Source organism: Streptomyces sp. AC1-42W (assembly GCF_003248355.1).
Lineage (GTDB): Bacteria > Actinomycetota > Actinomycetes > Streptomycetales > Streptomycetaceae > Streptomyces.
Genome location: NZ_QKWY01000001.1, coordinates 1,706,286 through 1,730,267, shown reverse-complemented (window position 1 = coordinate 1,730,267; position 23,982 = coordinate 1,706,286). Strand labels below are relative to the sequence as shown.

Below are 23,982 nucleotides of genomic sequence, written 5' to 3'. Positions count from 1 at the left end.
ATGAGCACGTGAGCGATGAGAGACACGTCCTGGTGCTGCCCGACCGCGACGCCGCCGAGGAGGCGGCGCGGGAGCTGGCGGACCGCTTCGGCGTCACCGACGAACCGCAGCTCGTGCGCGACGCGCTGGCCGGCGAGGACGACGCCGAGGACGCCCAGTGGCTGGTGGTCGTGGAGGACCCGCGGGGCCGTCTCGACGCCGCCGCGCTCGACGCGTTCGCCGCCGAGTACGAGGGGTGGCTGGAGGCCCCGTGAAGTGCGGGCCGCCGCGCCGGCGGGCCGCCTCGCTCAGCCCTTCGGGACGATCTGGACGTCCATCTCGATGGAGATGCTCGGGCCGACGACCGCGATGCCCCGGGCCAGCATCGTCTGCCAGGTGAGGGTGAAGTCCTCGCGGTGCAGCTGCGTGGTGGCGCGGCAGGCGGCCCTGGGCTCGCCCTCCATCCCGTTGCCGAGCCCCAGGTACTGGGTGTCGAGCGTCACCGTGCGGCTCACGCCGTGCAGGGTGAGCGCGCCGCTCACGCCCCAGCGGGAGCCGCCCCGGTGGACGAAGCGGTCGCTGTAGAACTCCAGCGTCGGGTAGCGGCCGACGTCCAGGAAGTCGCTGGAGCGCAGGTGGTCGTCGCGCATCTGCACGTTCGTGTCGATCGACGCGGCGTCGATGACCACGTGCATCGCCGAGTCCTCCATGCGGTCGGCGATCCGTACCGCCCCGGCGAAGGTGTTGAACCGGCCGTGGATGCGGGCCATGCCGATGTGGCGGGCGGTGAAGCCGATCTGCGAGTGCATCGGCTCGATCTCCCAGTCGCCGGGCTCGGGCAGCTGCGGCGGCGCGGAGATCTGGAGCGTCACGTCGCCGAGGCTCGCGTGCCCGCCCTCGGTGACCGTGGCCGCACCGTGGAAGGGGGTGAACCCCTCCGCCGTGACGGCCAGCCGGTACTCCCCCGCCGGGACCGTGGCCAGGACACTGCCGTACGGGTCGGTCTCGCCCCCGACCACCTTGCGCCCCGCACGGTCCGTCAGGACGAACTCCGCCTGTGCGACCGGCTCGTTCACCGGGTCGAGCACCCGGCAGCTGAGGACACCCGCCGAGTCCGGCACCACCAGTCCGGCGAGGGCGTTGCCGAGGGCGGCGCCCGTCGTAGTTTTGCTTCCGAACCAACGGCCGAACATTCTTTCCACACACTCCCGGGCGCGCTCTCACCTCGGGCCGTGGGGCAGACGTCGTTGTCGGAGCAGCGGCCCGCCGACGAGGACGCATTCGAACACCATTGAGGCGTTCGAGGCAAACGCAGCAGCTCGCGGAGGCTTGGGCGCAGGTGTTACCGAAGGTCCGATTTGCTGGGCAGCCGGTCCAGGCGCACCCCGAAGTGTTCGCGATAGGCGGCGAGCACCTCCGCGTCGTCGCCCAGCGGCGTGTCCAGGCGCCGGCCGCCCGCGGTGGTGCGCAGTGTGCGGCCGGTGAGCGTGATCCGGCCGTCGTCCGTGCAGCGCGAGCAGACCGGGGCGCGGGTGAAGTGGGAGTCGGGCGAGGTGCGGTGGTACCAGGCGCCGGCCCGGAAGTCGGCGAGCGTTCTGGGCCGCAGCTCGACGCGGAGCCGGGGCTCGCCGTCGCACAGCACGTCGAGGTCCCCGGAGCCGGCGTCGGCCCCGGCCGTGACGGGCGCGATCCGGAAGGTGCCTGCGGGGTCTCTCTGGTCGGCGCGGTCGTCGAGCGCGAGGGGGCTGCGGGCGTGGTCGCCGAAGCCGACGTCCGCGAGCCACGGCCCGGTCCCGTCCACCGTCTCCACCCGCAGCACCAGGTGGTCGTACGGGATGCCGAGCCGGCCGCCGTCGCCGTACACACGGGCCTGGAGCAGGGTGACGCGGAAGCCGAGGGTCCGCAGCAGGGCGGCGAAGGCGCCGTTGAGTTCGTAGCAGAAGCCGCCGCGCCCGCGCGCCACGATCTTGTCGAGGAGCGCCGCCTCGTCCAGCACGATGTCCTCGCCGAGGTGGATCGAGAGGTTCTCGAACGGCACGGAGAGGAGGTGGCGCAGTTGCAGTTCGCGCAGCGCGGGTGCGTCGGGGCGTGCGGGCCGGTCGGCGCCGATGCGTTCCAGGTAGGCGTCCACGGTGCGGGGCAGCTGGGGGTCCATGCCCCCAGTCTCCGCCGCGGCCCCACGGCGGCACCATGCGTCACTGGTCCTAGGTCCGACGACGGTGCCACGGGGGCGGCGGGCCGGGAGGGCGAGGGTGTCGGGGTGGGGTGGTGGCGAGCTGGGGCGTCGGAGCGGGGTGGCGAACTGGGGTGTGGGACGAGGTGGCGGGCCGTCATGAGCTTCCCACCGCCCGGAGTTCGCGGCCCTCGCCGGTGACCGCGATGGCGCCGGCCCTGTCGGTGCGCAGCACCACCGCCCCCTCGCCCGTGAGCGCCCGGACCGTCCGGGGCGCCGGATGGCCGTACGGGTTGTCGCGCCCCACGCTCACCAGCGCGAACCGGGGGCGCAGGGCCCGCAGCAGGGCGTCGTCCTGGTGGGCGGAGCCGTGGTGGGCGACCTTGAGCACATCCACCGGCGGCAGCCCCGGATGGCTGCGCAGCAACGCCCGCTGGGCGGGCGGTTCCAAGTCGCCGGGGAGCAGCAGGGTGAGCCCGCCGGCCCGTACGAGGAGGGTCACGCTGGCGTCGTTCGGGTCCTGCGGTACCGGACCGGCCGCCGGGCCCGCCCCGGCCCCGCCCGGAGGCCACAGCACCTGCCAGGCGAGCGGCCCGATCCGCTGCCGCGCACCGGGGACGGCCCGCAGCACGGGGACCCGGGCCCGCGCCGCCGTCCGCCGTACGAACGCGGCCTGCTCCGGCGGCTCGTCCAGGTTCGTCGTCCGGATCTCGCCCACCGCGCGCCCCCGCAGCACACCGGGCAGGCCGCGCACATGGTCGGCGTGGAAGTGGGTGAGCAGCAGCAGCGGCACACGGCTGACGCCCAGTTCGCGCAGGCACCGGTCGGCGAGCCGGGGATCGGGGCCGGCGTCGACGACCACTCCGGCGCCCCGGCCCGCCGCGAGCACCAGGGCGTCGCCCTGTCCGACGTCGCACATGGCGAAGCTCCAGCCGGGCGGCGGCCATCCGGTCAGCACGCGGGTCAGCGGCACCGGCCTGAGCACGGCGAGCACCAGGAGCAGCGCGGCGGCCACGCAGGCCCAGGGCCGGCGGCCCATCCACCGCACGGCCGGCACCAGGACCAGGACGAGGGCGGCCAGCAGCACCGCCCCGGCCGGGCCGCCGGGCCAGTCGGCCTCCGCTCCGGGGAACGCCGCCCCGGTCCTGGCCACCGAAGCGATCCATCCGGCCGGCCATCCCGCGACCCCGGCCGCCAGGACGGCCACCGGCATCGCCACCGGCGCCAGGGCCAGCGCGGCGAATCCGAGGACGGTGGCCGGTGCCACGGCGAACTCGGCCAGCAGGTTGCACGGGATCGCCACCAGGCTCACCCGCGAGGCGAGCAGCACCACCACGGGCGAGCACACCGCCTGTGCCGCCGCGGCGGCGGCCAGCGCCTCGGCCAGTCGCGGCGGCACCCGGCGCCGGCGCAGCGCGTCGGCCCAGCGCGGGGCGAGGGTCAGCAGGGCACCGGTGGCCAGCACCGACAGGACGAAGCCGTAACTGCGCGCCAGCCACGGGTCGTGGAGCACGAGCAGCAGCACGGCGGCGCACAGGGCGGGGATCAGTGTCCGGCGCCGCCCGGTGCCGATGGCGAGCAGGGTGATCAGCCCGCACGCGGCGGCCCGCAGCACGCTCGGTTCGGGCCGGCAGACCAGGACGAACGCGAGTGTGAGCGCGCCGCCGAGCAGCGCGGTCGTCCGCAGGGAGATCCCGAGCCGGGGCGCCAGTCCCCCGCGCTCGGTGCGCAGCGCCCTGCCGGGTGGTCCGATGAGCAGGACGAGCAGAATTCCGAGGTTCGATCCCGATACGGCGAGAACGTGGGTGAGGTCGGTGGCCCGGAAGGCTTCGTGCAGCTCCGGGGTGACCCGTGCGGTGTCGCCGACGACCAGTCCGGGCAGCAGGGCCCGTGCGTCGGGGGGCAGTCCGTCCGTGGCTTCCCGCAGTCCGGCGCGCAGCCGTCCCGCCGTGCGCTGGAGGAGGCTGGGCGGGCCGGTGACCTTCGGCGGGGTCTTGGCGTCGGGCCGCAGGACGGCGGTGATCCGCTCACCCCGGTGCAGCGGTGGCGCCAGCCGTCCTTCGATCCGCAGCCGGGTGGAGGGGAGCAGCCGCTGCCACTGGGCCGCCGCGCCTCCCGGCGGGACGATGACCAGCACCGGCGTCCGCAGCCGTACGGCGGTGCCGTCGCGGCGTGTGAGGCGGTCGACCTCCGCGTCCAGGAGCAGCGAGGCGGGCACACTGCGGTCGCCGCGCACCCGCGGGTAGGTGCGCCGGGCGTCGGAGGTGAGGGTGATCTCCGCCTCGACGCGGGCGAACTTGCGGGCCAGTTCCGGCACCGGGCCTGCGCGTACGCCGGCGCCATGCAGTCCGGCGGACGCCACCCCGGCGGCGGCGCAGAGCAGCACCGCGGCGGCGGCCGTGGCGTTCAGTCGGCGCCGGACGCGGGCGCTCGTGCCCGCCCTGTCTCCCCCGGCCGCCCGCAGCCGGTCCGGGCGGGGCCCGCCTCGACCGGGGCGCGCCGTGCGGGGGCGTCGCAGGCTCACCGCGAGGAGGATCATCGCCGCCACCAGGCAGAGAGCCGCCCCTGCCGCCGCCCAGTGCCCCGGAGCGCCCACCGCGAGCCCGGCCCCGGCCCAGGCCGCCGCTGCGGGCGCGATCAGGCGGAGGTCGGCGGGGCCCTCCTGACGGGGGTCGGAAAGCCCCAGCCGCTTGCCGGACGCGGCGTGAATGTCCGGCCCGTGGATGGCCGACCCAGAGGTCTCCGGCCCGTCAACGTCCGCGCCCGTGCCGCCGGGTACCCCGGTCCGCGTGTTCATGGCCGCACCAGCGGGTGCAGGTCCGCGAATCGGCGCGCACCGATCCCCGTCACTTCGCGGAGTTCGTCGACGGACCGGAAGCCGCCGTGCTGGGTGCGGTAGTCGAGGATGTGTTGGGCGAGGACGGGGCCGACGCCCGGAAGCCCCTCCAACTGCTCGGCCGTCGCGGTGTTCAGGCTCACCGGTCCGGTGGCGCCCCCGGCGGACGCGGGGCCGGTGGCGCCCGCGGCGGGGGCCGGAGGGGCGCCGACCACGATCTGTTCGCCGTCCACGAGCACCCGCGCCCGGTTGAGCCCCGCCAGATCCGTACCGGGCCGCGCCCCGCCCGCCGCCTTCAGCGCGTCGTCCACCCGTGATCCGGAGGGCAGCCGGCGCAGCCCCGGGCTGCGCACCTTCCCGCTCACGTCCACCACGATCGGGCCGCCCGGCCCGGCGACGGGCGCGGCACCGGGCGCCGGCTCGGGCCGCCCCGCGCCGCCGTCCGGGGTCGGCTCCGCCTCCTCCGGGTCCGGGGCGTGCACCGCCTCGCCGACCGTCTCCGGAGCCCGTACGCCCTCGGGCCGGGCCGACCGGAAGTGCATCCCGGCGAACACGGCGGCGGCCACCAGGACCACGGCGAGCGCGGCGAGGGTCTTCGGTTCGAGGCCGCATCGGAGCTGCACCCACATCGGCAGCCGCTCCCGCACCGCGAACGCGGCCGCCGCCCACCGCCCCACGGGAGCCCCGGCCGAAGCAGCGGCCGGAGCCGGCGCAGGGGGCGGGGCGGGTTCCCCGGCCGGGGCCGGCCCCGGAAGCCCGCCCGGATCGGACACCGGCTCGGCCGGCACCGTTCCCGCATCCCCGGCCCAGGACTCCGGCCCCGCCCCCGGGCGCGCGACGCGCCCGCCGTAGCCGCCCGCCATGAGCGCATCGGCCCGGCTGCGGGCCGCCGCCACCGCTTCGGCGCGGTCCGTGGTCCGCCGCCTCCGGCCCGTTCCCGGGCGCGCCGTCGCGCGGAAGCGGCCGTCGGAGGCCGGGTCGCGTCCGGGGCCGGCACCCGGTCCGCCGGGTCCGCTGGTTGCACGATGTGATCGGGAAGCCATACGGGCGACGCTAGGCCGTCACGCCAAATCCCGCTGAGCGCACCCGATTTCGGTGGACGGCCGACCGAATGTGGATAACTCCCCCACTCCGGAGGGTGATCGACCTCCGCCGGAATCCGCACCGGGCCGCACCGGGCCGCCCCGGCCGCGCCCCCTCCCCGCCGTATCAGCGCGGCGAGACCACCGCGCCCAGCAGCCCCGGTCCCGTGTGGGCGCCGATCACCGCGCCCACCTCGCTGACATGCAGGTCCACCAGCCCCGGCACGCGCTCCCGCAGCCGCTCGGCGAGACGTTCCGCCCGCTCCGGGGCCGACAGGTGATGCACCGCGATGTCCACGCTGCCGTCGCCCGCGTGCTCGGCGACGATCTCCTCCAGCCGGGCGATGGCCTTCGAGGCCGTCCGCACCTTCTCCAGCAGTTCGATCCGGCCGCCGTCCAGCTGGAGCAGCGGCTTGACCGCGAGGGCCGATCCGAGGAGGGCCTGTGCCGCGCCGATCCGGCCGCCCCTGCGCAGATAGTCCAGGGTGTCCACGTAGAAGTAGGCGGAGGTTCCCGAGGCGCGCTTCTCGGCCGCCGCGACCGCCTCGTCCAGGCTTCCGCCCGTCTCCGCCGTCTCGGCGGCCGACAGGGCGCAGAAGCCGAGGGCCATCGCGACCATCCCGGTGTCCACCACCCGCACCGGCACCGGGGCGTCCTTCGCGGCGAGCAGCGCCGCGTCGTACGTACCGGAGAACTCCGCGGACAGGTGGAGCGAGACGATGCCGCTCGCACCGGCCTCGGCCGCGGCCCGGTAGGTGGCGGCGAAGACCTCGGGGCTGGGCCGGGAGGTCGTCACGGGGCGCCGCTTCTGGAGGGCCAGGGCCAGGGAGCGCGCCGAGATTTCGGTGCCCTCCTCCAGGGCCTGGTCGCCGAGGACCACGGTGAGCGGTACCGCGGTGATGCCGTGCCGCCGCATCGCGTCGGGTGGCAGGTAGGCCGTTGAATCGGTGACGATCGCGACATGGCGGGACATGAGCGGGAGGTTACCCGCAGGGGCGGGCCGTCGGCATTCCGCCCCCGCGCGTCCTGCGCCGGCGGTCAGTTGGAGGTCTCGGGCCTGGCCCTCTTCTGCCAGGGGTAGGTGGTGTTCTGCCGGGGGTCCCGGGCCGTGAGGGCCTCCGGCGGCGCCTGCCGGTCGCGCTCACCGGGCGCGGGCGCCGCTTCCGGCTCCGGTGTCGGCGCCGCCTCGGGCTCATGCGCCGTGGTGGCCCAGTGGCGCAGGGCGCCGGCCTCCAGGTCGATCTGGGCGTTCAGCGTGGACAGGTCGTCGTCCGCGAACTTGCGGGCCCGGTCCCTGGCGGCCCAGCGCAGCGCGTCGGCGGAGCGGGTGACCTGTGCGGTGCGCTCCTTGAGGCCGGGCAGCCGGGAGGTCACCGTCGCCTTGTCGGGCTCGTGCTCCAGCGCCTTGAGCTCGGCGTCCAGTTCGTGGCCGTGGACGCTCAGCCGGTCGAACAGGCTGAGGGACTCGGCGAGCGACGCGTCCTCGGCCACACCGGCCTGGAGCGCGTCCTGTGTGGCGCGCATCGACGTACGCAGCGAGAGGCGCAGCTGCGCCAGTTCGCCGCCGACGCCCAGCTGTCCGTAGCTCTTCGCCCGCAGGGTGGTGTCCTCCACCGTGCGGCGGGCCTGTGTGATCGTCCGGTCCACGCCGCGCCTGGCCGCGCCGACGACCTTGACCGTCGCGTAGACGCCGAGGGCCATGAAGGCGACGACGAGCAGCCCCAGGATCAGGATCACGGCTTCCATGAGCGCCCCTCGGTGGTGTGACGGCCTCCGGCACCCGTGCGCCGGTCCCCTCCACCGTAAACGGAACGGGCAGGCCGCGGGTTCCGATGGAACCCCCAACCTGCCCGTAGGGGAAAGCCCTCACCCGCAGAAAGTCCTAGGCGGGAACGATGTTGACCAGCTTCGGGGCGCGGACGATCACCTTGCGGATGCCGGCCCCGCCCAGCGCGGCGACGACCGCCGGGTCGGCCAGGGCCTGCGCCTCCAGGTCGGCGTCCGTGATCGACGGGGAGATCTCCAGGCGCGCCTTGACCTTGCCCTTCACCTGCACGACGCAGGTGACGGTCTCGTCCACGACGTACGCCGGGTCGGCCACCGGGAAGTCCTGGTGCACGACGGACTCCGTGTGGCCCAGGCGGTGCCACAGCTCCTCGGCGATGTGCGGGGCCAGCGGCGCCACCAGCAGCACCAGGGCCTCGGCGACCGAGCGGGGCAGCGGGCCGCCCGCCTTGGTCAGGTGGTTGTTCAGCTCGGTGACCTTGGCGATCGCCGTGTTGAACCGCATGCCGGCCATGTCGCCGCCGACGCCGTCGATCGCCTTGTGCAGGGCGCGCAGCGTGTCCTCGCCGGGCTCGCTGTCCACGACGGTGACCTGGCCGGTCTCCTCGTCGACGATGTTGCGCCACAGCCGCTGCAGCAGCCGGTACTGGCCGACGACCGCGCGCGTGTCCCAGGGGCGCGAGACGTCCAGCGGGCCCATCGCCATCTCGTACAGACGCAGCGTGTCCGCGCCGAACTCGGCGCAGATCTCGTCGGGCGTGACGGCGTTCTTCAGGGACTTGCCCATCTTGCCCAGGACGCGGGAGACCTTCTCGCCCTGGTGGTAGTACGCCCCGTCGCGCTCCTCGACCTCGGCGGCCGGGACCGCGATGCCGCGGCTGTCCCGGTAGACGAACGCCTGGATCATGCCCTGGTTGAACAGCTTGTGGAACGGCTCGGCGGAGGAGATGTGGCCCAGGTCGTGCAGCACCTTGGACCAGAAGCGGGCGTACAGCAGGTGCAGTACGGCGTGCTCGGCACCGCCCACGTACAGGTCCACGCCCCCGGTGGGCTGCCCCTCGCGCGGGCCCATCCAGTACTCCTCGATCGCCGGGTCGACCAGCTTCTCGGAGTTGTTCGGGTCCAGGTAGCGCAGCTCGTACCAGCAGGAGCCGGCCCAGTTGGGCATGGTGTTGGTCTCGCGGCGGTACTTCCGCGGACCGGAGCCGTCGCCCAGGTCCAGCGTGACGTGGACCCAGTCCGCGTTGCGGGACAGCGGGGTCTCGGGCTGGGTGTCGGCGTCGTCCGGGTCGAAGGTGCGCGGCGAGTAGTCGTCGACCTCGGGCAGCTCCAGCGGCAGCATCGACTCGGGCAGCGGGTGTGCGATGCCCTCCTCGTCGTACACGATCGGGAAGGGCTCGCCCCAGTAGCGCTGGCGGCTGAACAGCCAGTCGCGCAGCCGGAAGTTGACGGTGCCCTCGCCGACGCCGCGCTCCTTCAGCCACTCGGTGATGCGGGCCTTGGCGTCGGTGACGCCCAGGCCGTTCAGCGAGATCTCGTCGTTGGCGGAGTTGACCAGCTTCGCGTCGTACGAGGCGAAGGCGTCCTCCCACGTGGAGGCGTCGGTGCCGCGGTCGTCGGACGGCTCGACGACACAGCGCACCGGCAGCTCGAAGGCGCGCGCGAAGGCGAAGTCACGGGCGTCGTGCGCCGGTACGGCCATGATCGCGCCGGTGCCGTAACCCATCAGCACGTAGTCGGCGATGAAGACGGGGATCTGCTCGCCGCTGACCGGGTTGGTGGCGTACGCGCCGGTGAAGACGCCGGTCTTGTCCTTGGCCTCGGCCTGCCGCTCGACGTCGGACTTGGCCGCCGCCTGCTTGCGGTACGCGGTGACCGCCTCGGCCGGGGAGGCGTGGCCGCCCGTCCAGACCGGGTGGGTGCCCTCGGGCCAGGCGGCGGGGATGATCCGCTCGACCAGCTCGTGCTCCGGCGCCAGCACCATGTAGGTGGCGCCGAACAGCGTGTCCTGGCGGGTGGTGAAGACGGTGACGCTGCCCGCCCCGTCCACCGGGAAGTCGACGCGCGCGCCCTCGGAGCGGCCGATCCAGTTGCGCTGCTGCAGCTTGATCGCCTCGGGCCAGTCCAGCCCGTCCAGGTCGTTCAGCAGCCGGTCGGCGTAGGCGGTGATGCGCATGTTCCACTGGCGCAGCTTGGCCTTGAAGACGGGGAAGTTGCCGCGCTCGGAGCGGCCGTCGGCGGTGACCTCCTCGTTGGCCAGGACGGTGCCCAGGCCGGGCGACCAGTTGACCGGCGCGTCGGAGGCGTAGGCCAGGCGGTACCCGCCCAGGACGTCGGCGCGCTCGGCGGCGCTCAGGGCGCTCCAGTCACGGCCGTCCGGCGTCGCGCGCTCGCCGCTCTCGAACTGGGCGACCAGTTCGGCGATCGGCCGGGCCCGGTCCGTCTCGGTGTCGTACCAGGCGTTGAAGATCTGCAGGAAGATCCACTGGGTCCACTTGTAGTACTCGGACTCGATCGTGGCGAACGAGCGGCGCTTGTCGTGGCCCAGGCCCAGCCGGCGCAGCTGCGCCTTCATGTTCCCGATGTTGGCCTCGGTGGAGATCCGCGGATGTGTGCCCGTCTGCACGGCGTACTGCTCGGCGGGCAGGCCGAAGGCGTCGAAGCCCAGGGTGTGCAGGACGTTGTGCCCGGTCATCCGCTGGTGGCGGGCGAAGACGTCGGTGGCGATGTATCCCAGCGGGTGGCCGACGTGCAGCCCCGCACCCGAGGGGTAGGGGAACATGTCCATGATGAACCGCTTGGGCTTGGCGGCCAGCTCGGGGTCGCCCGCCAGGTCACCGGTCGGGTTGGGTGCCTCGTACGTGCCCTCGGCGTCCCAGAAGTCCTGCCAGCGTGCCTCGATGTCGGCGGCCATCGCTGCCGTGTAGCGGTGCGGCGCAGCAGAGTCGGCTGCGGAATTCGTCTCGCTCATGATCCTCAAAGCTCCATTGGTCGTCATCTGCCGGCATCCACGTCCACGGACGCATGTCCTTGGGAAACGAAAAATCCCCTCGCACAGGAGGGGACGCCGCGCTGATGCCGACCAGGCGTTCTCACCGGTCGGGACTGGTCAGCGCGGCTCGCTAAGCAGAAGGGCTACGGCACGCATGGCGTCAGGGTACCGCACGGAGCCGGTTCACCCCTGGCCAGTGGCCGGGAACCGAGCCCGTACACGCGGAACGGCGGGCCATCCGATTCGGACGACCCGCCGTTCCCACTTCACTGTGGAGCTAAGGAGAATTGAACTCCTGACCTCTTGCATGCCATGCAAGCGCTCTACCAACTGAGCTATAGCCCCTCGCTTTGCCGCCCGGTCTCCCTGGCGACATCGAGAACAGTACCGGTCCTCCCGGCCGTCCACCAAATCGATTCCGGTCCGTCCGGTTTTCACCCGGCCCGGAAGGGGAAGCGGTCAGGCCGTGGCGAAGGAGTAGAAGCGTTTGAGGGTGCAGTGCTCCTCCAGGAGCCGGCCGTAGATCGGCTCCCCCTCCAGCTCCCGGTAGGTCTCGATGGGGTCGCCCTTTATGACGAGCGCCCGCGCGCATTCCTCGCACCAGTACTGGTAGTCCGCGTTGACCGGGTCCATGTCCCTGACGATGGGCGTACCACTGCCGCACCAGTCGCACTTCCGCCTGTGAGCACCCATGGTTCAGCTCCGGCCCCGGCGGACGAAAGGCGGCTTCGGAACCTCGTGGCGGCTCCCAGGCATTGCGCACACCCTCCCGTTCGGTCCGTCGCCCCCTCCGGCGGTCCGATTCTGCCATGACCTCGCAAAAAGGGGGTCAGCCCGCGCGAGTCACCGTCCGCCGCCGTACGAGCCCCGCCGCCGCGCCCGCGCACGCGGCACCCGCCAGGGCCAGTTCGCAGACCCATAGCGCGTGCCCCGAACCCTGCGGTCCCGGCGTACCGAGGCGGTTGAGGTAGAGGGTGCCGATCGTGGCGACGCCGATGACCTGACCGAGCTGGGTCACGGTCACCAGCACACCGCTGGCGTCGGCGGCGTCCTGCGGCCGTACGTCCGCCAGGGCGCCCGCGAGGTTGGGGCTGAACGCGAGAGCCATACCCGTCCCCAGCAGCACGAAACCCGTGTACAGCGTCACGCCCCCGCCGGAGCCGTCCCGCAGCGCGAGGCCGATCAGCGCGTTCCCGACCGCCACCAGCGCGAAACCACCGGGCACCAGGCCCCTTCGCAGCCGGGCCGGCCACCGCCGCCAGGTCAGCCCGGCGACCCCGAAGGCCACCGCGGTCGGCACGCACATCAGCCCGGCGCGCAGCGCCGAGTACCCGAGGCCGCCCTGGAGGTGCAGGGTCAGCGTGAACAGGAAGCCCGCGTTGACCGCCATCACCAGCAGGATGCGCACCGACGCCACGGCGATGCCCGGCAGCCGGAGCACCCGCGGCGCGATCAGGGGCGCACCGCCCCGGGCGGCGAGCCGCGTCTCGTACGCCACGAAACCGGCGAGGACCAGCACGCAGGCGAGCAGGCAGCTCCACGTCCAGGCGGGCCAGCCCAGTTCCTGGCCGAGCACCAGCGGAACGGTGAGCAGGGTGACGCCCACGGCCAGCACGGCCAGGCCCACCGGGTCGAAGCCGCGCGCCCGCGCCTCGCGCCGGGCCCGCGCGGTGCGCGGTTCACGGGGCAGGAAGCGGGCGCCGAGCACCAGCAGGACCAGCCCGATCGGCACATTGACCAGGAAGACCGGGCGCCAGCCCGCGCCGAACAGATCGACGCTCACCAGCACCCCGCCCACCACCTGCCCGGCGGCGGCCCCGGTGGCCAGCACGGCGCTGTAGGCGCCGATCGCGCGGACCCGCGCAGGGCCGGTGAAGTGCTGCTGGATCAGGCTGAGCACCTGCGGGATCATCACCGCGGCGCCCGCCCCCTGGATCACCCGGAACGCGATCAGCTGCCCCGAGCCCGCGGCCAGCCCGCAGGCGAGCGAGGCCGCGGTGAAGACCGCGAGTCCGGCGAGATGGGCGCGGCCGTGGCCGAGCAGACCGCCGAGCCGTGCGCCCGCGACGAGGAGGACGGCGTACGCGATGGTGTAACCGGCCACCACGAGCTGCAGTTGGGCCCCGGACGCGTCGAGTTCGGTGCGGATCGTCGGGGCGGCGACGTTCACGATGAAGATGTCGAGCATGGCCATGAACTGGGCCGTCAGCACCACGGCGAGCAGTCGGCCGGGGGTCTTGTCGGTGCCGGGTGTTCTACTGGTGACGGAGCGTGAGGCCGTCGTTTCTGTGGTCGCGGTCATGGGCTCCAGGCTGGTGCCGCGCGCATACGGGTAACGAGAGCCCGCCGATGCTGGTACTGGCAGCACCTGGCAACACCCTGGCGCAGCACCGACGATGGGGGCGTGACGACGGTGACGGCACAGCGGCAGACGCGCCGGTCCGGACCGGCGTCCGGCAGGCGGCCGGAGCTGGCCGCGTTCCTGCGGGGCCGCCGGGCGCGGGTGACCCCGGCGGACGTGGGCATGGCCCCCGGCTTACGGCGGCGTACGCCGGGCCTGCGCCGCGAGGAGGTCGCCCAGCTCTCCGGCGTCGGGGTCACCTGGTACACCTGGCTGGAGCAGGGCCGCCCGATCAACGCCTCCTCGCAGGTCCTGGACGCGGTGGCGCGGACGCTGCGGCTGGACCCGCCGGAGCGCGAGCACCTCTACGAGCTGGCCGGGGTGCCGTTCCTGCCGGGCCGGGAGTCCGATGTCTTCGAGGTCGGCGAGGAGATCCAGGGCATCATCGACGCGCTGGACCCGCTGCCCTCGGTCGTCTACAACGCCCGCTACGACGTGCTGGCGACCAACGCCGGCTACCGCGACCTCTTCGGCGTACCGCTGATGCAGGGCACCCGGGTCCGCAACGCGCTGTGGTCGCTGTTCACGTCGCCGGAGGAGGAGTGCCCGATCGTCCACCGCGCCCAGGAGCTGCCGCTGATGGCGGCGACCCTGCGCAGCGGCTACGGGCGCCATGTGGGCGAGCCCGCGTGGGAGACGTTCATCGCGGCGCTGTCGGAGGCGAGCCCCTACTTCGCGAAGCTGTGGCGCAGCGGGGACGTCGCCCCGCCGGGCCGGCGCGTGAAGACCTTCCGGCACTACGCGGTGGCCGGTGAGATACGGATGACCTCGGTGTCGCTGACGGTCAACGGGCTGCCGGAGTGCCGGATCGTCACGTACACACCGGCCGACGACGAGAGCGGAAAGCTGCTCGCCGTCCTGCGGGGGCTCCGCCGGAGCCCAGGCCCGGAGGCCCGCCCCTGACCGTCGCGACGGCGCACACGAAAAATCCCGCCCCCTGGCGGGGACGGGATTTCTTCGATTGTGGAGCTAAGGAGAATTGAACTCCTGACCTCTTGCATGCCATGCAAGCGCTCTACCAACTGAGCTATAGCCCCGCTGTTCGCTGTGTTTCCCTGCGCTCTCGCGCTGCGAACAAGAAGAACTTTAGCCTGTGACCAGCCGGAAAGTGAAATCCGGCCCCCACAGCCCGGGGACGGCCCGCCGCGACCGGGTCAGGTGTCGTCGCCGAGCACCGGTTCCGGCAGGGTGCCGGCGTTGTGCTCCAGCAGCCGCCAGCCCCGGGCGCCCTCGCCCAGCACGGACCAGCAGCAGTTGGTCAGCCCGCCGAGCCCCTCCCAGTGGTGCGCCTCCAGGCCCAGCAGCCGGCCGATGGTGGTGCGGATGGTGCCGCCGTGGCTGACGACGACCAGCGTGCCGTCGTCGGGCAGTTTCCCTGCGTGTCCGAGGACCACGGGGGCGGCCCGGTCGGCGACCTCGGTCTCCAGCTCGCCGCCGCCCCGCCGCACGGGCTCGCCGCGCTTCCAGGCGGCGTACTGCTCGCCGTACCGCTCCACGATCTCCTCGTGGGTCAGGCCCTGCCAGGCGCCCGCGTAGGTCTCGCGCAGGGCCGCGTCGTGCACCACGTCGAGGCCGGTGATCGCGGCCAGCTCGGCGGCCGTGGCCGCGGCCCGCCGCAGGTCGGAGGCGACGATCGCGTCCGGTGCGAGGGAGGCGAGCAGCCGGGCGGCCCGGCGGGCCTGCGCGACGCCGGTGTCGGTCAGCTCGATGTCCGTGGAGCCCTGGAAGCGGCGCTCCAGGTTCCACGCCGTCTGGCCGTGCCGCCAGAGGACGATCCTGCGGCCCCTGCCGCTCCTGCTGCCGTTCAGCTCTGCTCACCTTCCGTGACGCCGTTGAGCTGCGCGTGCTCAGCGGCCTTGCCCCGGGTGCGCACGGCGTCCTCGGGAAGGTCGATCTCCGGGCAGTCCTTCCACAGGCGCTCCAGCGCGTAGAAGACGCGCTCCTCGCTGTGCTGGACGTGGATGACGATGTCGACGTAGTCGAGGAGAATCCACCGCGCGTCGCGGTCGCCCTCGCGGCGGACCGGCTTGGCGCCGAGGTCCTTGAGGAGCCGCTCCTCGATCTCGTCGACGATCGACTTGACCTGGCGGTCGTTGGGGGCCGAGGCCAGCAGGAAGGCGTCGGTGATCGACAGCACGTCGCTGACGTCGTAGGCGATGATGTCGTGCGCGAGCCGGTCGGCGGCCGCCTGGGCGGCGGCGTTGATGAGCTCGATGGAGCGGTCCGTGGCGGTCACAAGCAAGCTTTCGTCGTCGGTCGGATTGTTCTCTAAGGGCTGTCCCGTAATCCCCGGCGGGCGCACGACGACAGCTACGGCACCTCGCTGCGTTGTCGGAACGTCCGAATACGTCCAGTATGCGAACGCCCCTCCGCCTTGCGATGCACCGCATCTGACGCCGCGCGCTGATCCACCGGGGATTACGGGACAGCCCTTAGGGGGTGTCTGACAAATCCCCGTGGAGGAAGGAGCGGCGTCTGGTGCGTGCGATCGCAAGGCGCCGGGAAGTCCTCGTAGCGGAGCTACTAGGGCTTTTCGGCAACGCGGCGAGCGTGCGTGCCAGACGCCGCGACGCCGCGGGGATTTGTCAGACACCCCCTAGGGTCTCACGGGGAGGGCGGGGGCCACGCAGCGATATTTCGGGGGCCGTGCGAGCCCGTCGCGGGCCGGAGGTCCGGGCCGTGCGGGCCCGGACCTCCCGCGACCGCCGGGCGGTCAGCCGATCTTGTAGTCCTGGCCGAGCAGGACGGACACCGTCGCGTTCCCGGCCGGCTTGCCCTGCTTCACCGTGCTCGTCGGCAGCCCGAGGGTCTTGGCGACCTGGACCGCCTTCTCCTTGTCGGCCGCCCCTGCGTAGACCACCTGCGAGGAGGCGGCCGCGTCGGCCTTCCCGCTGTTGACGAAGGCGAAACCGCCGTTGACCAGCTTGGCGCGGGCGGATTCGGTGCCCTCGGAGTCGCCGGTGGCGTTCCTGATCCCGACCCGGACCACTCCGTCCGCCGAGGGCGCCTTGACCGCGCCGCCGAGGATGTCCTTGACGACGCTTTCGGTCGCCTCGTCGGTGAGGGTGCCGTCCTCCCGGACCGGCAGCAGCGCCGTCTTGTAGTCGCCGAGCTTGGCGTGCTGGGCGAGCTTGGCCAGCGAGGCTCCGAGGTCCTTCTCGGGCAGCGACGGGTCGAGGATCTGGGCCAGCGTCTGGACGGTGACCGTGGCGGCCTTCGGGTCGTCGGAGATCTTGCGCAGGACGCCGCGCATGACCTGCCCGAACCTCGTCAGCTGCTTGGCCTCGGCCTCGCCGGGCCCCCGGTAGGTGGCGTACGCGACGGCCATCTGGCCGCTGAGCGTCTGGTCCTCGCCCTTCTTCACCAGGTCGCCGGAGCCCTTCTTGGCGCCGGGCACGGCGGTGTCGGTGTCGATGTCGATGTTGCCGACGAGGTCGACGAGGTTCTCCAGGTACGGCGTGTCCAGCCGCCAGGTCCCGCCGATGTCGGTGCCCAGCAGGTTGTCCAGGGCCTCACGGGTCCCGGAGGTGCCGTCGTCGTCGACGGACTTGCCGAGCGTCGTGGTACTCCCGTCCTCGTCGGAGACGGCGAGCGCGTTGGGGAGCAGGACGGTGGTGCCCTGCTTGGTGGTGACGTTGTCCACGAGCAGCGCGGTGGACGTGCCGCCGCCCTTGGTGTCGTGCAGGTGCACCACGATGACGTCGCGGCGCTGCGGGCCGGTCGTCGCGGTGTTCTCCTTCTCCGCGCCGTCGGACATGCCGGGGATCTTGTCCGCCGACCACAGGTAGCCCACGCCGCCGAGGACGGCGAGGACACCGGCCACGATCAGCGCGACGATCCGGTTGCGGCCCCGGCGGCGCGCCTCCTCGCGGCGCTCGCTGCGGCTCTCGGTGAACTTGAGCCAGTCGATGACGTCCTCGGAGTCCTCGTCGGGCTCCTCGATGAAGGCGAACTGCTCGGTGCGGTAGTCGTCCCGGCCGCCGCGCCGCTGTCCGGGCACGGCCGCGTCGGCCTCCGGCTGCGGCTCGGGCACACGGGAGGGCGCGGGCTCGCGCGGAGGGGCGGGAGCGGCGGGGGGCTGGGCCTGAGCAGGGGGCTGGGCCTGGGCCTGAGCCGGTGTCTGGGCCTGGGCGGGGGGCTGCTGCTGGGGCTGGGCGGGCGCGGGGGCCTGCTGCGGGATGCTCCACTGCTGGGTGGTGTCCACCGCGGCGGGCTGCTGCCCGGTGCCGTAGCCGTACGGGTCGTAGCCGTAGTCCTGCTGCGGGGCCGCGCCCGCGTAGGGGTCGTACTGCTGCTGCGGCGGCGGGGCGGGGGGCTGCTGCTGGGCGTACGGGTCGTAGCCGTACCCCTGTCCGCCGTCCTGCGGTGCCTGCTGCGGCGGCTGCTGGGCCTGCTGGTCCCCGTAGGACTGCTGGGCGTACGGGTCGTACTGCTGCTGACCCGGCTGCTGGTACACCGGCTGCCCGTACGCGTCGTAGCCGATGATCTGCGGCTGCTGGTAGTACGGGTCGTACGGGTTCTGTCGGTCGTTCACCGGTGCCCCTCTCCGCTCACTCGCCGCGGTACAGCTGGCGCTTGTCGATGTAGCGGACCACACCGTCCGGAACGAGATACCAGACCGGCTCGCCCTCGGCGACCCTCGCGCGGCAGTCCGTCGAGGAAATCGCGAGCGCGGGGACCTCCACCAGGGAGACGCCACCCTTCGGCAGGCCGGCGTCCGTGAGCAGATGGCCCGGCCGGGTGACTCCGATGAAGTGGGAGAGCGAGAACAGTTCGTCGGCGTCGCGCCAGGTGAGGATCTGGGCGAGCGCGTCGGCGCCGGTGATGAAGAAGAGGTCCGCGTCGCCGTGGACCTCGCGCAGGTCCCGCAGGGTGTCGATGGTGTACGTGGGGCCCTTGCGGTCGATGTCGCTGCGGCTGACCGAGAACTGCGGGTTGGACGCCGTCGCGATGACCGTCATCAGATAACGGTCCTCCGCCGGGGAGACGTGCTTGTGGCTCTTCTGCCACGGCTGCCCGGTCGGTACGAAGATCACCTCGTCGAGGTGGAACTGGGCGGCCACTTCACTGGCCGCCACCAGGTGTCCATGATGGATCGGGTCAAACGTCCCGCCCATCACGCCGAGTCGGCGTTTTCCGGGGCCGGTAGGCACTTCCTGCTCTCCCATGCGTGCAGAGCCTACTGGCACAGCTGTACGCCTCGGCCTCAGCGGTCGCGGTTGAAGCGCGTGGTGATCCACAGGAGGAGGAGAAGCACGACAAGGGCGCCGCCACCGGTGACGGCGGGGATGAGGCTGTCGTGATTGCCGCCGTGCTCGCCCTCGGCGGCGACGGTGACCAGCTGGTGTGCGGTGCTCGTGAGGCTCATCTTCGGCAGGACCTATCGATCGGGAGTCGGGGGAAGACGTCGCGGACATCGTATGCGGGGGTCACGGGCACGCTCACGCCGACTCAGTCGTTGTTGTCGTCGTTGCGGTATCCGCGCAGCAGGAACCAGGCCAGCAGGGCGGCGCCCAGGAGGGAGGCGACCAGCACGATGCGGATCGTGTTGCCCGGCCCCTGGTCCCCGGACGCGGCGGCGAACAGAGCAACTGAGTACGGCATGTCGGGCGTCTCCTCGGTTATCCACAGCCCCCCGCACACCGTAGCCCCAGCACCTAGGCTGGGCTGCGCCAGGGGGCGAGCGACGTCTCGCACGAAGATCAGGGGGATCATCCATGACCGGTGGCGGCCACGAGAGCAGCGGCGTACCGAGCAGGCAGCGCAAGCGATTTCCGGGGATCTCCTCCCGGTCCTACGAACATCCGGCCGACCGCTCCGCGCTGGTCGCGCTGCGGAAGCTGAGCGGCTTCGACACCGTCTTCAAGGCACTGAGCGGTCTGCTGCCCGAGCGCAGTCTGCGACTGCTCTTCCTGTCGGACTCCGTCCGGGTGAGTGACGCCCAGTTCGCCCACCTCAACGACATGCTGCGCGACGCGTGTTACATCCTGGACCTGGAGAAGGTCCCGCCGATGTACGTCACCCAGGACCCCAAGCCCAACGCCATGTGCATCGGGCTCGACGAGCCGATCATCGTGGTGACCACGGGCCTGGTGGAGCTGCTGGACGAGGAGGAGATGCGGGCGGTCGTCGGCCACGAGGTCGGACACGCCCTCTCGGGTCACGCGGTGTACCGCACGATCCTGCTGTTCCTCACCAACCTGGCGCTCAAGGTCGCCTGGATTCCGCTGGGCAACGTGGCGATCATGGCGATCGTGACGGCGCTGCGCGAGTGGTTCCGCAAGTCGGAGCTGTCGGCGGACCGGGCCGGGCTGCTGGTCGGCCAGGACATACAGGCGTCGATGCGCGGCCTGATGAAGATCGCCGGCGGCAACCACCTCCACGAGATGAACGTGGACGCCTTCCTGGCCCAGGCCGACGAGTACGAGAAGTCCGGCGACCTGCGCGACTCGGTGCTCAAGATCCTCAATGTGCTCCCCCGCTCCCACCCGTTCACCACGGTCCGGGCGGCGGAGCTGAAGAAGTGGTCGGAGACCCGCGACTTCCAGCGCATCATGGACGGCCACTACCCGCGCCGGGACGAGGACAAGGACACCTCGGTGACCGACTCGTTCAAGGAATCCGCCGCGCATTACGCCGATTCGGTGCGCAACAGCAAGGACCCGCTGATGAAGCTGGTCGGCGATATAGCCGGTGGCGCCGGGGACCTGGGCGGAAAGCTGCGGGACAAATTCACCGGGGGCGGCGGCAAGGGCGGTGCTACGGGCGGCTCGGCGGGGTCGCCGGGGACAGCGGGGGCGGAGGGGACGGAAGACTCCCGGGGCCCGGAGGGCTCGCAGGGGTCCGGGACGGACGGGAGCTGACCTCCAGCGTCCCGCACAGGGCGGCGGCGGGCCTGCCGGTGGCGTACGGGTCGGTGCCCGCCGGCCCCCGCGACTCCGCCCGCTCGCCGGCCAGCAGCGGCCGCAGCGCGCCCGAGGTGTCGGCCGGGCAGGACTGCGGGCCCGCCTGGAGGTAGCTCGTCCGCACCTCCACCCGGTGCAGCCGCAGGTCCTCCCGGTCGAACCGGAAGCTCATCTCCCGCCGCACGGTGAACAGGGAGGCGCCGCCCTGCGGCTGCGGCCCCGAGGCGGCGGGGCGCAGCGCGTACGTGAAGGTGTGGTCCGACACGACCTCCAGGGCGTCGGAGCCCGTCTGGGCGTAGCGCAGGGTGCCCCGGACCCGGACCTCGGGGTCCGGGACGGCCTCGGCGGGGTCGAAGCGGACGAGCCAGCCGGTCGCGGCGTGCTGCCCGTCGTCGTAGGGGTCCTCGACGCTGCGCTCGAACTGCTCCATCTGGTCCGGGTCGAGCAGGGCCTCCACGGGGCGCACGGTGCTCCCGCCGAGCACGTCGGGGTCGAGCGAGGAGGCCACCAGATAGTCCGTCGCGGTGGCGAGGGCGGCGCCGACCTGGCTCTCCGAGAAGTCCTCGGTGCGCCGGGCGGGCGGCGGGCTGATGCCGTCCCGGCCCGTGGCGTGGTCGGCGGCCGGGCTCCCGGCGAAGAGGGCGTCGGGGGTGCCGCCGGGCACGGCGCCGCGCGGGGCCAGGGGGACGAGGGTCATCCGCAGCGGCTCGGTCCGCCGGGCCGCCGGGCTCTCGTAGGGGTGGCGCAGTCCCATGAAGACGGCGGTGCCGAAGGCCAGGGCGATCAGGATCACCAGGGCGACGGCGATCCGCGAGCCGGTGCGGACCGTCCGTCCCGGCAGGCTGCGCACGGCACGGGCGTGCTCCCCCATGCGTTCCTGGGCGGAGAACTCCTGCAGCCGGGCGGCGCGTACGAAGGACTCGTCGAAGACGAGTGAGCCGTACTCGTCGTCCTGGCCGCCCGCGCCGTTCTCCGCCGGGCCATCGGGTGGGTCTCCGCGGTGTGCCATGACTTCTCCCGAGTCCGTGAGAAGTCCCCTCTTCGAGCGGACGAGGGGTCATACATTCAGGGTGGGTCGATCACGACGACGGTAAACGCGGTGGCGCCGGGCAACCACCGCAGAGTTCTGCCGGGCACCCCGTGGCAGGCGGATGTTCAGGGGGTGCGCGGGGCGGCGGATGCCTTCGGGCGGGAGTTGTCGTCCGCCTCGGACGGGGACGGCTCGGAGGGGGCCGAGCCGGGGCCGGGGCCGGGGCCGGGCGCGCTGTCGACGCCGGTGCTGGCCGGTGTCCGGACCGGGCTCTGCCGGGCGCCGGAGCTGTTGCGGTAGACGGCGCTGAACGCCAGCGCGACCATGCCGATGCCCATCAGGACGGCCAGCAGCCAGGCGACCGGGCGGTGCCAGCGGGCCGTGCCCCGGTACGGGCGGAACGAGCCGCCGTGGCGGCCGTAGGGGCCGTCGTCGCGGAAGCCGTCGTCGTCCAGCGGGTCGTGGTGGCCGGGGCCGTAGCCGTCGTCGTACGGCTCGTCGTCGTAGGGGCCGCCGCGGGCACCGGCGCGCCGGGCGTCGGCCTCGGCGCGCGCCTCGGCCGCCGCCAGCAGCCGCTCCACGGCGGTCGGCTCGTGGAAGGCGGCGGCCCGTACGAAGTCCTCGTCGAACACCACGGAGGCGAAGTCCTCGTCAGCGCCCCCGCGGTCGTCGTCGGGCTCCCGGCCGTTCGGATACGGCCTGCCCCCCACGTCGTCCGGCACGCGTTCAGACTAGACCCGCAGCCCCGCTTTGGGCAGGGAGACGGCGGATTCGGCCCCGCTCCGGGTCACCTCACATGGCCGTCGCCGGTGACGATGTACTTGGTCGAGGTGAGTTCCGGCAGGCCCATGGGGCCCCTGGCGTGCAGCTTCTGCGTGGAGATGCCGATCTCGGCGCCGAAACCGAACTGGCCTCCGTCGGTGAACCGCGTCGAGGCGTTGACGGCCACCGTGGTGGAGTCCACCAGCTGGGTGAAGCGGCGGGCGGCGGCCTGCGAGGTGGTGACGATCGCCTCGGTGTGGCCGGAGGACCAGAGCCGGATGTGGGCCACGGCCGCGTCCAGCGACTCCACGACGGCCGCCGCGATGTCGTACGAGAGGTATTCGGTCTCCCAGTCCTCGGGGGTCGCCGCGACCACGGTCGCCTTGGAGCCCTCGGCGTACTCCAGCACCGCCTCGTCGCCGTGCACGGTCACGCCGGCCTCGGCCAGGGCGTCCAGGGCGCGCGGCAGGAAGGCGCCCGCGACGTCCTTGTGGACGAGGAGGGTCTCGGCGGCGTTGCAGACGCTGGGGCGCTGGGCCTTGGAGTTGACCAGGATCTCCACGGCCATGTCCAGGTCGGTCTGCGCGTCCACGTACACATGGCAGTTGCCGGTGCCCGTCTCGATGACCGGGACCGTGGACTCCTCGACCACGGTCCGGATCAGCGAGGCGCCGCCGCGCGGGATGAGGACGTCCACCAGGCCGCGGGCGCGCATGAGTTCGCGCACCGAGTCACGGCTCTCGCCCGGCACCAGCTGCACCGCGTCGGCAGGCAGGCCGGAGCCGCCCACCGCGTCGCGCAGCACCCGCACCAGGGCGGTGTTGGAGGCGAAGGCGGAGGACGAGCCGCGCAGCAGGACGGCGTTGCCCGACTTCAGGCAGAGGGCCGCGGCGTCCACCGTCACGTTGGGCCGGGCCTCGTAGATGATCCCGACGACACCGAGCGGCACCCGGACCTGGCGCAGGTCGATGCCGTTGGGCAGGGTCGAGCCGCGCACCACCTCGCCGACCGGGTCGGGCAGGGCGGCGACATCGCGTACGTCGGCGGCGATGGCGCGGATGCGCTCGGGCGTGAGGGTCAGCCGGTCCACCACGGACTCGCTGGTCCCGGCCTCGCGGGCGCGGGCCACGTCCTCGGCGTTGGCCGCGAGGATGTCGCTCGTCCGTACCTCCAGGGCGTCCGCGATCGCCAGCAGCGCGTCGTCCTTGGCCGCGCGCGGAAGTGGCGCGATGTCGGCGGCGGCGGAGCGGGCCCGGTAGGCGGCCTGGGCCACGGGAGACATGTTGTCGTACGGCGAGAGCGTGGTCATGCCCGCAGAGTAGTGCGCGCCCTGCGGGCATCCCGTACGCATTTCGTGATGCGAGACGGCTGTTTCCCCGGTTCGGCTTCCCCCGTCCGGTTTCCCGGTTCGGTTTCCCGGTTCGGCTTCCCGGTTCGGCCGGATCAGTACGGATGGACGCCGACCGGGGCGGCCGGGGGCGGTCCGTACCCCTCGGCGACGCGCTGGTGGTAGGTCTCGCGGTCGATGACTTCGAGGCCGACGATCGTCCAGGGCGGCAGGCCGGCGCTGGAGCGGTGCTCGCCCCATAGGCGCAGGGCCACCGCCGCCGCGTCGTGCAGGTCGCGGGCCTCCTCCCAGTAGCGGATCTCCGCGTGGTCGTTGGCGTACCGGCTGGTCAGCAGGAAGGGGTGGTCGTGCGCGAGCTGTTCCAGGCCGCGTCTGACCTCCTTCAGCGGGAACTCGGCCCCGGAGACGCAGAGGGTGACGTGCCAGAGCTTCGACGGGGTGTGCTCCTGGGCGGCCGGTCCCGGCTCCGGCCGGGTGGTGCGCTCGTTTCTGCGGTCCATGGGCCGGTTCCCGTCGAAACCGGCTCCCGCTCCGACACTGGTCAGGGTGCGGCCACCCGTTCCTCGGGGCGGCGCCCCCGGGCGCGCTCGTCTCACCGGCGGCCTCCTGTGATGTGTTGCTTTGCTGTACCCCGCAGTTTCCCTGCTACAAAGTGGACCAGTCCGCGGCCCGGTGTGGGGCGGTTTTCG

Annotated in this window: 22 protein-coding genes and 2 tRNA genes; 3 read left to right on the top strand and 21 right to left on the bottom strand. The window is 72.9% G+C overall.

Annotated features, from left to right (window positions below; all coding sequences use genetic code 11):
- Positions 1–8: 8 nt before the first annotated feature.
- Complete coding sequence (locus tag DNK56_RS07810) at positions 9–254, top strand: hypothetical protein (RefSeq protein WP_111331760.1); 246 nt, start codon at positions 9–11, stop codon at positions 252–254.
- 33 nt (positions 255–287) lie between these two features.
- On the opposite strand, the gene DNK56_RS07805 is transcribed toward DNK56_RS07810, so the two are convergent.
- From DNK56_RS07805 to DNK56_RS07760, 10 genes are all read right to left on the bottom strand, one after another.
- The gene (locus DNK56_RS07805; RefSeq protein ID WP_111331758.1) at positions 288–1,172 is read right to left on the bottom strand and encodes a YceI family protein; all 885 of its coding nucleotides are present in this window, start codon (positions 1,170–1,172) and stop codon (positions 288–290) included.
- A 149-nt stretch (positions 1,173–1,321) separates the two neighbouring features.
- Entirely contained in the window at positions 1,322–2,134 is an 813-nt protein-coding gene (locus DNK56_RS07800; RefSeq protein WP_111331756.1) for an arylamine N-acetyltransferase family protein, read from the bottom strand.
- Between the two features lie 175 nt (positions 2,135–2,309).
- Positions 2,310–4,949: a ComEC/Rec2 family competence protein gene (locus DNK56_RS07795; RefSeq protein ID WP_199563821.1), complete on the bottom strand. Its 2,640-nt coding sequence runs from the start codon at positions 4,947–4,949 to the stop codon at positions 2,310–2,312.
- Positions 4,946–6,031, bottom strand: a complete 1,086-nt coding sequence (locus tag DNK56_RS35820) for a ComEA family DNA-binding protein (RefSeq protein WP_241989799.1) — start codon at positions 6,029–6,031, stop codon at positions 4,946–4,948. The genes DNK56_RS07795 and DNK56_RS35820 overlap by 4 nt, the downstream gene beginning before the upstream one ends.
- A 166-nt stretch (positions 6,032–6,197) precedes the next feature.
- Positions 6,198–7,043, bottom strand: coding sequence for a DegV family protein (locus DNK56_RS07785; RefSeq protein ID WP_111331752.1), 846 nt, complete (start codon positions 7,041–7,043; stop codon positions 6,198–6,200).
- Between the two features lie 65 nt (positions 7,044–7,108).
- Positions 7,109–7,816 carry a hypothetical protein gene (locus tag DNK56_RS07780; protein WP_111331750.1) on the bottom strand — a complete coding sequence of 236 codons (708 nt, stop codon included), beginning with the start codon at positions 7,814–7,816 and terminating at the stop codon, positions 7,109–7,111.
- A gap of 136 nt (positions 7,817–7,952) precedes the next feature.
- A complete protein-coding gene (gene leuS, locus DNK56_RS07775) occupies positions 7,953–10,826 on the bottom strand; it encodes a leucine--tRNA ligase (protein WP_111331748.1) in 2,874 nt (957 codons plus the stop codon).
- Between the two features lie 293 nt (positions 10,827–11,119).
- Positions 11,120–11,192, bottom strand: a tRNA-Ala gene (locus DNK56_RS07770).
- A 114-nt stretch (positions 11,193–11,306) separates the two neighbouring features.
- Positions 11,307–11,540: a hypothetical protein gene (locus DNK56_RS07765; protein WP_111331746.1), complete on the bottom strand. Its 234-nt coding sequence runs from the start codon at positions 11,538–11,540 to the stop codon at positions 11,307–11,309.
- A gap of 136 nt (positions 11,541–11,676) precedes the next feature.
- Positions 11,677–13,062, bottom strand: coding sequence for an MFS transporter (locus tag DNK56_RS07760; RefSeq protein ID WP_111331744.1), 1,386 nt, complete (start codon positions 13,060–13,062; stop codon positions 11,677–11,679).
- Between the two features lie 189 nt (positions 13,063–13,251).
- Between DNK56_RS07760 and DNK56_RS07755 the strand changes: the two genes are divergently transcribed.
- Entirely contained in the window at positions 13,252–14,151 is a 900-nt protein-coding gene (locus DNK56_RS07755; protein WP_111331742.1) for a helix-turn-helix transcriptional regulator, read from the top strand.
- 61 nt (positions 14,152–14,212) lie between these two features.
- On the opposite strand, the gene DNK56_RS07750 is transcribed toward DNK56_RS07755, so the two are convergent.
- The 7 genes from DNK56_RS07750 to DNK56_RS35255 all read right to left on the bottom strand — a co-directional run bounded on the left by DNK56_RS07750 (position 14,213) and on the right by DNK56_RS35255 (position 18,852).
- Positions 14,213–14,285 (bottom strand) — tRNA-Ala (locus DNK56_RS07750).
- Positions 14,286–14,402: 117 nt separating this feature from the next.
- A complete protein-coding gene (locus DNK56_RS07745) occupies positions 14,403–15,056 on the bottom strand; it encodes a histidine phosphatase family protein (RefSeq protein ID WP_111331740.1) in 654 nt (217 codons plus the stop codon).
- Positions 15,053–15,484 carry a ribosome silencing factor gene (gene rsfS, locus DNK56_RS07740; RefSeq protein ID WP_111331738.1) on the bottom strand — a complete coding sequence of 144 codons (432 nt, stop codon included), beginning with the start codon at positions 15,482–15,484 and terminating at the stop codon, positions 15,053–15,055. The genes DNK56_RS07745 and rsfS overlap by 4 nt, the downstream gene beginning before the upstream one ends.
- A 477-nt stretch (positions 15,485–15,961) precedes the next feature.
- Positions 15,962–17,782 (bottom strand): LCP family protein, encoded by a 1,821-nt coding sequence (locus tag DNK56_RS07735; RefSeq protein ID WP_111331736.1) that lies wholly within the window; start codon positions 17,780–17,782, stop codon positions 15,962–15,964.
- 16 nt (positions 17,783–17,798) lie between these two features.
- Entirely contained in the window at positions 17,799–18,416 is a 618-nt protein-coding gene (nadD, locus tag DNK56_RS07730) for a nicotinate-nucleotide adenylyltransferase (protein WP_111331734.1), read from the bottom strand.
- A 38-nt stretch (positions 18,417–18,454) separates the two neighbouring features.
- Positions 18,455–18,616, bottom strand: a complete 162-nt coding sequence (locus DNK56_RS35260; protein ID WP_199563822.1) for a hypothetical protein — start codon at positions 18,614–18,616, stop codon at positions 18,455–18,457.
- 83 nt (positions 18,617–18,699) lie between these two features.
- Positions 18,700–18,852 carry a hypothetical protein gene (locus DNK56_RS35255; protein WP_199563823.1) on the bottom strand — a complete coding sequence of 51 codons (153 nt, stop codon included), beginning with the start codon at positions 18,850–18,852 and terminating at the stop codon, positions 18,700–18,702.
- A 113-nt stretch (positions 18,853–18,965) separates the two neighbouring features.
- Between DNK56_RS35255 and DNK56_RS07725 the strand changes: the two genes are divergently transcribed.
- The gene (locus DNK56_RS07725; RefSeq protein ID WP_111331732.1) at positions 18,966–20,111 is read left to right on the top strand and encodes a M48 family metallopeptidase; all 1,146 of its coding nucleotides are present in this window, start codon (positions 18,966–18,968) and stop codon (positions 20,109–20,111) included.
- On the opposite strand, the gene DNK56_RS07720 is transcribed toward DNK56_RS07725, so the two are convergent.
- The 4 genes from DNK56_RS07720 to DNK56_RS07705 all read right to left on the bottom strand — a co-directional run bounded on the left by DNK56_RS07720 (position 20,008) and on the right by DNK56_RS07705 (position 23,889).
- The gene (locus DNK56_RS07720; RefSeq protein ID WP_111331730.1) at positions 20,008–21,162 is read right to left on the bottom strand and encodes an SCO2583 family membrane protein; all 1,155 of its coding nucleotides are present in this window, start codon (positions 21,160–21,162) and stop codon (positions 20,008–20,010) included. The genes DNK56_RS07725 and DNK56_RS07720 overlap by 104 nt on opposite strands.
- A gap of 146 nt (positions 21,163–21,308) precedes the next feature.
- Positions 21,309–21,905, bottom strand: a complete 597-nt coding sequence (locus DNK56_RS07715; protein ID WP_111331728.1) for an SCO2584 family spore wall biosynthesis protein — start codon at positions 21,903–21,905, stop codon at positions 21,309–21,311.
- A gap of 65 nt (positions 21,906–21,970) precedes the next feature.
- Entirely contained in the window at positions 21,971–23,254 is a 1,284-nt protein-coding gene (locus tag DNK56_RS07710) for a glutamate-5-semialdehyde dehydrogenase (protein WP_111331726.1), read from the bottom strand.
- A gap of 134 nt (positions 23,255–23,388) precedes the next feature.
- Complete coding sequence (locus DNK56_RS07705; RefSeq protein WP_111331724.1) at positions 23,389–23,889, bottom strand: hypothetical protein; 501 nt, start codon at positions 23,887–23,889, stop codon at positions 23,389–23,391.
- Positions 23,890–23,982 lie beyond the last annotated feature (93 nt).

Excerpts from the sequence above, each read along its gene's own strand:
- DNK56_RS07805 (WP_111331758.1), bottom strand. The coding sequence starts at position 1,172 with ATGTTCGGCCGTTGGTTCGGAAGCAAAACTACGACGGGCGCCGCCCTC.
- DNK56_RS07725 (WP_111331732.1), top strand. The coding sequence starts at position 18,966 with ATGACCGGTGGCGGCCACGAGAGCAGCGGCGTACCGAGCAGGCAGCGC.
- DNK56_RS07720 (WP_111331730.1), bottom strand. The coding sequence starts at position 21,162 with ATGGCACACCGCGGAGACCCACCCGATGGCCCGGCGGAGAACGGCGCG.
- DNK56_RS07765 (WP_111331746.1), bottom strand. The coding sequence starts at position 11,540 with ATGGGTGCTCACAGGCGGAAGTGCGACTGGTGCGGCAGTGGTACGCCC.
- DNK56_RS07710 (WP_111331726.1), bottom strand. The coding sequence starts at position 23,254 with ATGACCACGCTCTCGCCGTACGACAACATGTCTCCCGTGGCCCAGGCC.
- DNK56_RS07795 (WP_199563821.1), bottom strand. The coding sequence starts at position 4,949 with ATGAACACGCGGACCGGGGTACCCGGCGGCACGGGCGCGGACGTTGAC.
- DNK56_RS35260 (WP_199563822.1), bottom strand. The coding sequence starts at position 18,616 with ATGAGCCTCACGAGCACCGCACACCAGCTGGTCACCGTCGCCGCCGAG.
- DNK56_RS35255 (WP_199563823.1), bottom strand. The coding sequence starts at position 18,852 with ATGCCGTACTCAGTTGCTCTGTTCGCCGCCGCGTCCGGGGACCAGGGG.
- DNK56_RS35820 (WP_241989799.1), bottom strand. The coding sequence starts at position 6,031 with ATGGCTTCCCGATCACATCGTGCAACCAGCGGACCCGGCGGACCGGGT.
- DNK56_RS07800 (WP_111331756.1), bottom strand. The coding sequence starts at position 2,134 with ATGGACCCCCAGCTGCCCCGCACCGTGGACGCCTACCTGGAACGCATC.
- nadD (WP_111331734.1), bottom strand. The coding sequence starts at position 18,416 with ATGGGAGAGCAGGAAGTGCCTACCGGCCCCGGAAAACGCCGACTCGGC.
- DNK56_RS07780 (WP_111331750.1), bottom strand. The coding sequence starts at position 7,816 with ATGGAAGCCGTGATCCTGATCCTGGGGCTGCTCGTCGTCGCCTTCATG.
- DNK56_RS07785 (WP_111331752.1), bottom strand. The coding sequence starts at position 7,043 with ATGTCCCGCCATGTCGCGATCGTCACCGATTCAACGGCCTACCTGCCA.
- leuS (WP_111331748.1), bottom strand. The coding sequence starts at position 10,826 with ATGAGCGAGACGAATTCCGCAGCCGACTCTGCTGCGCCGCACCGCTAC.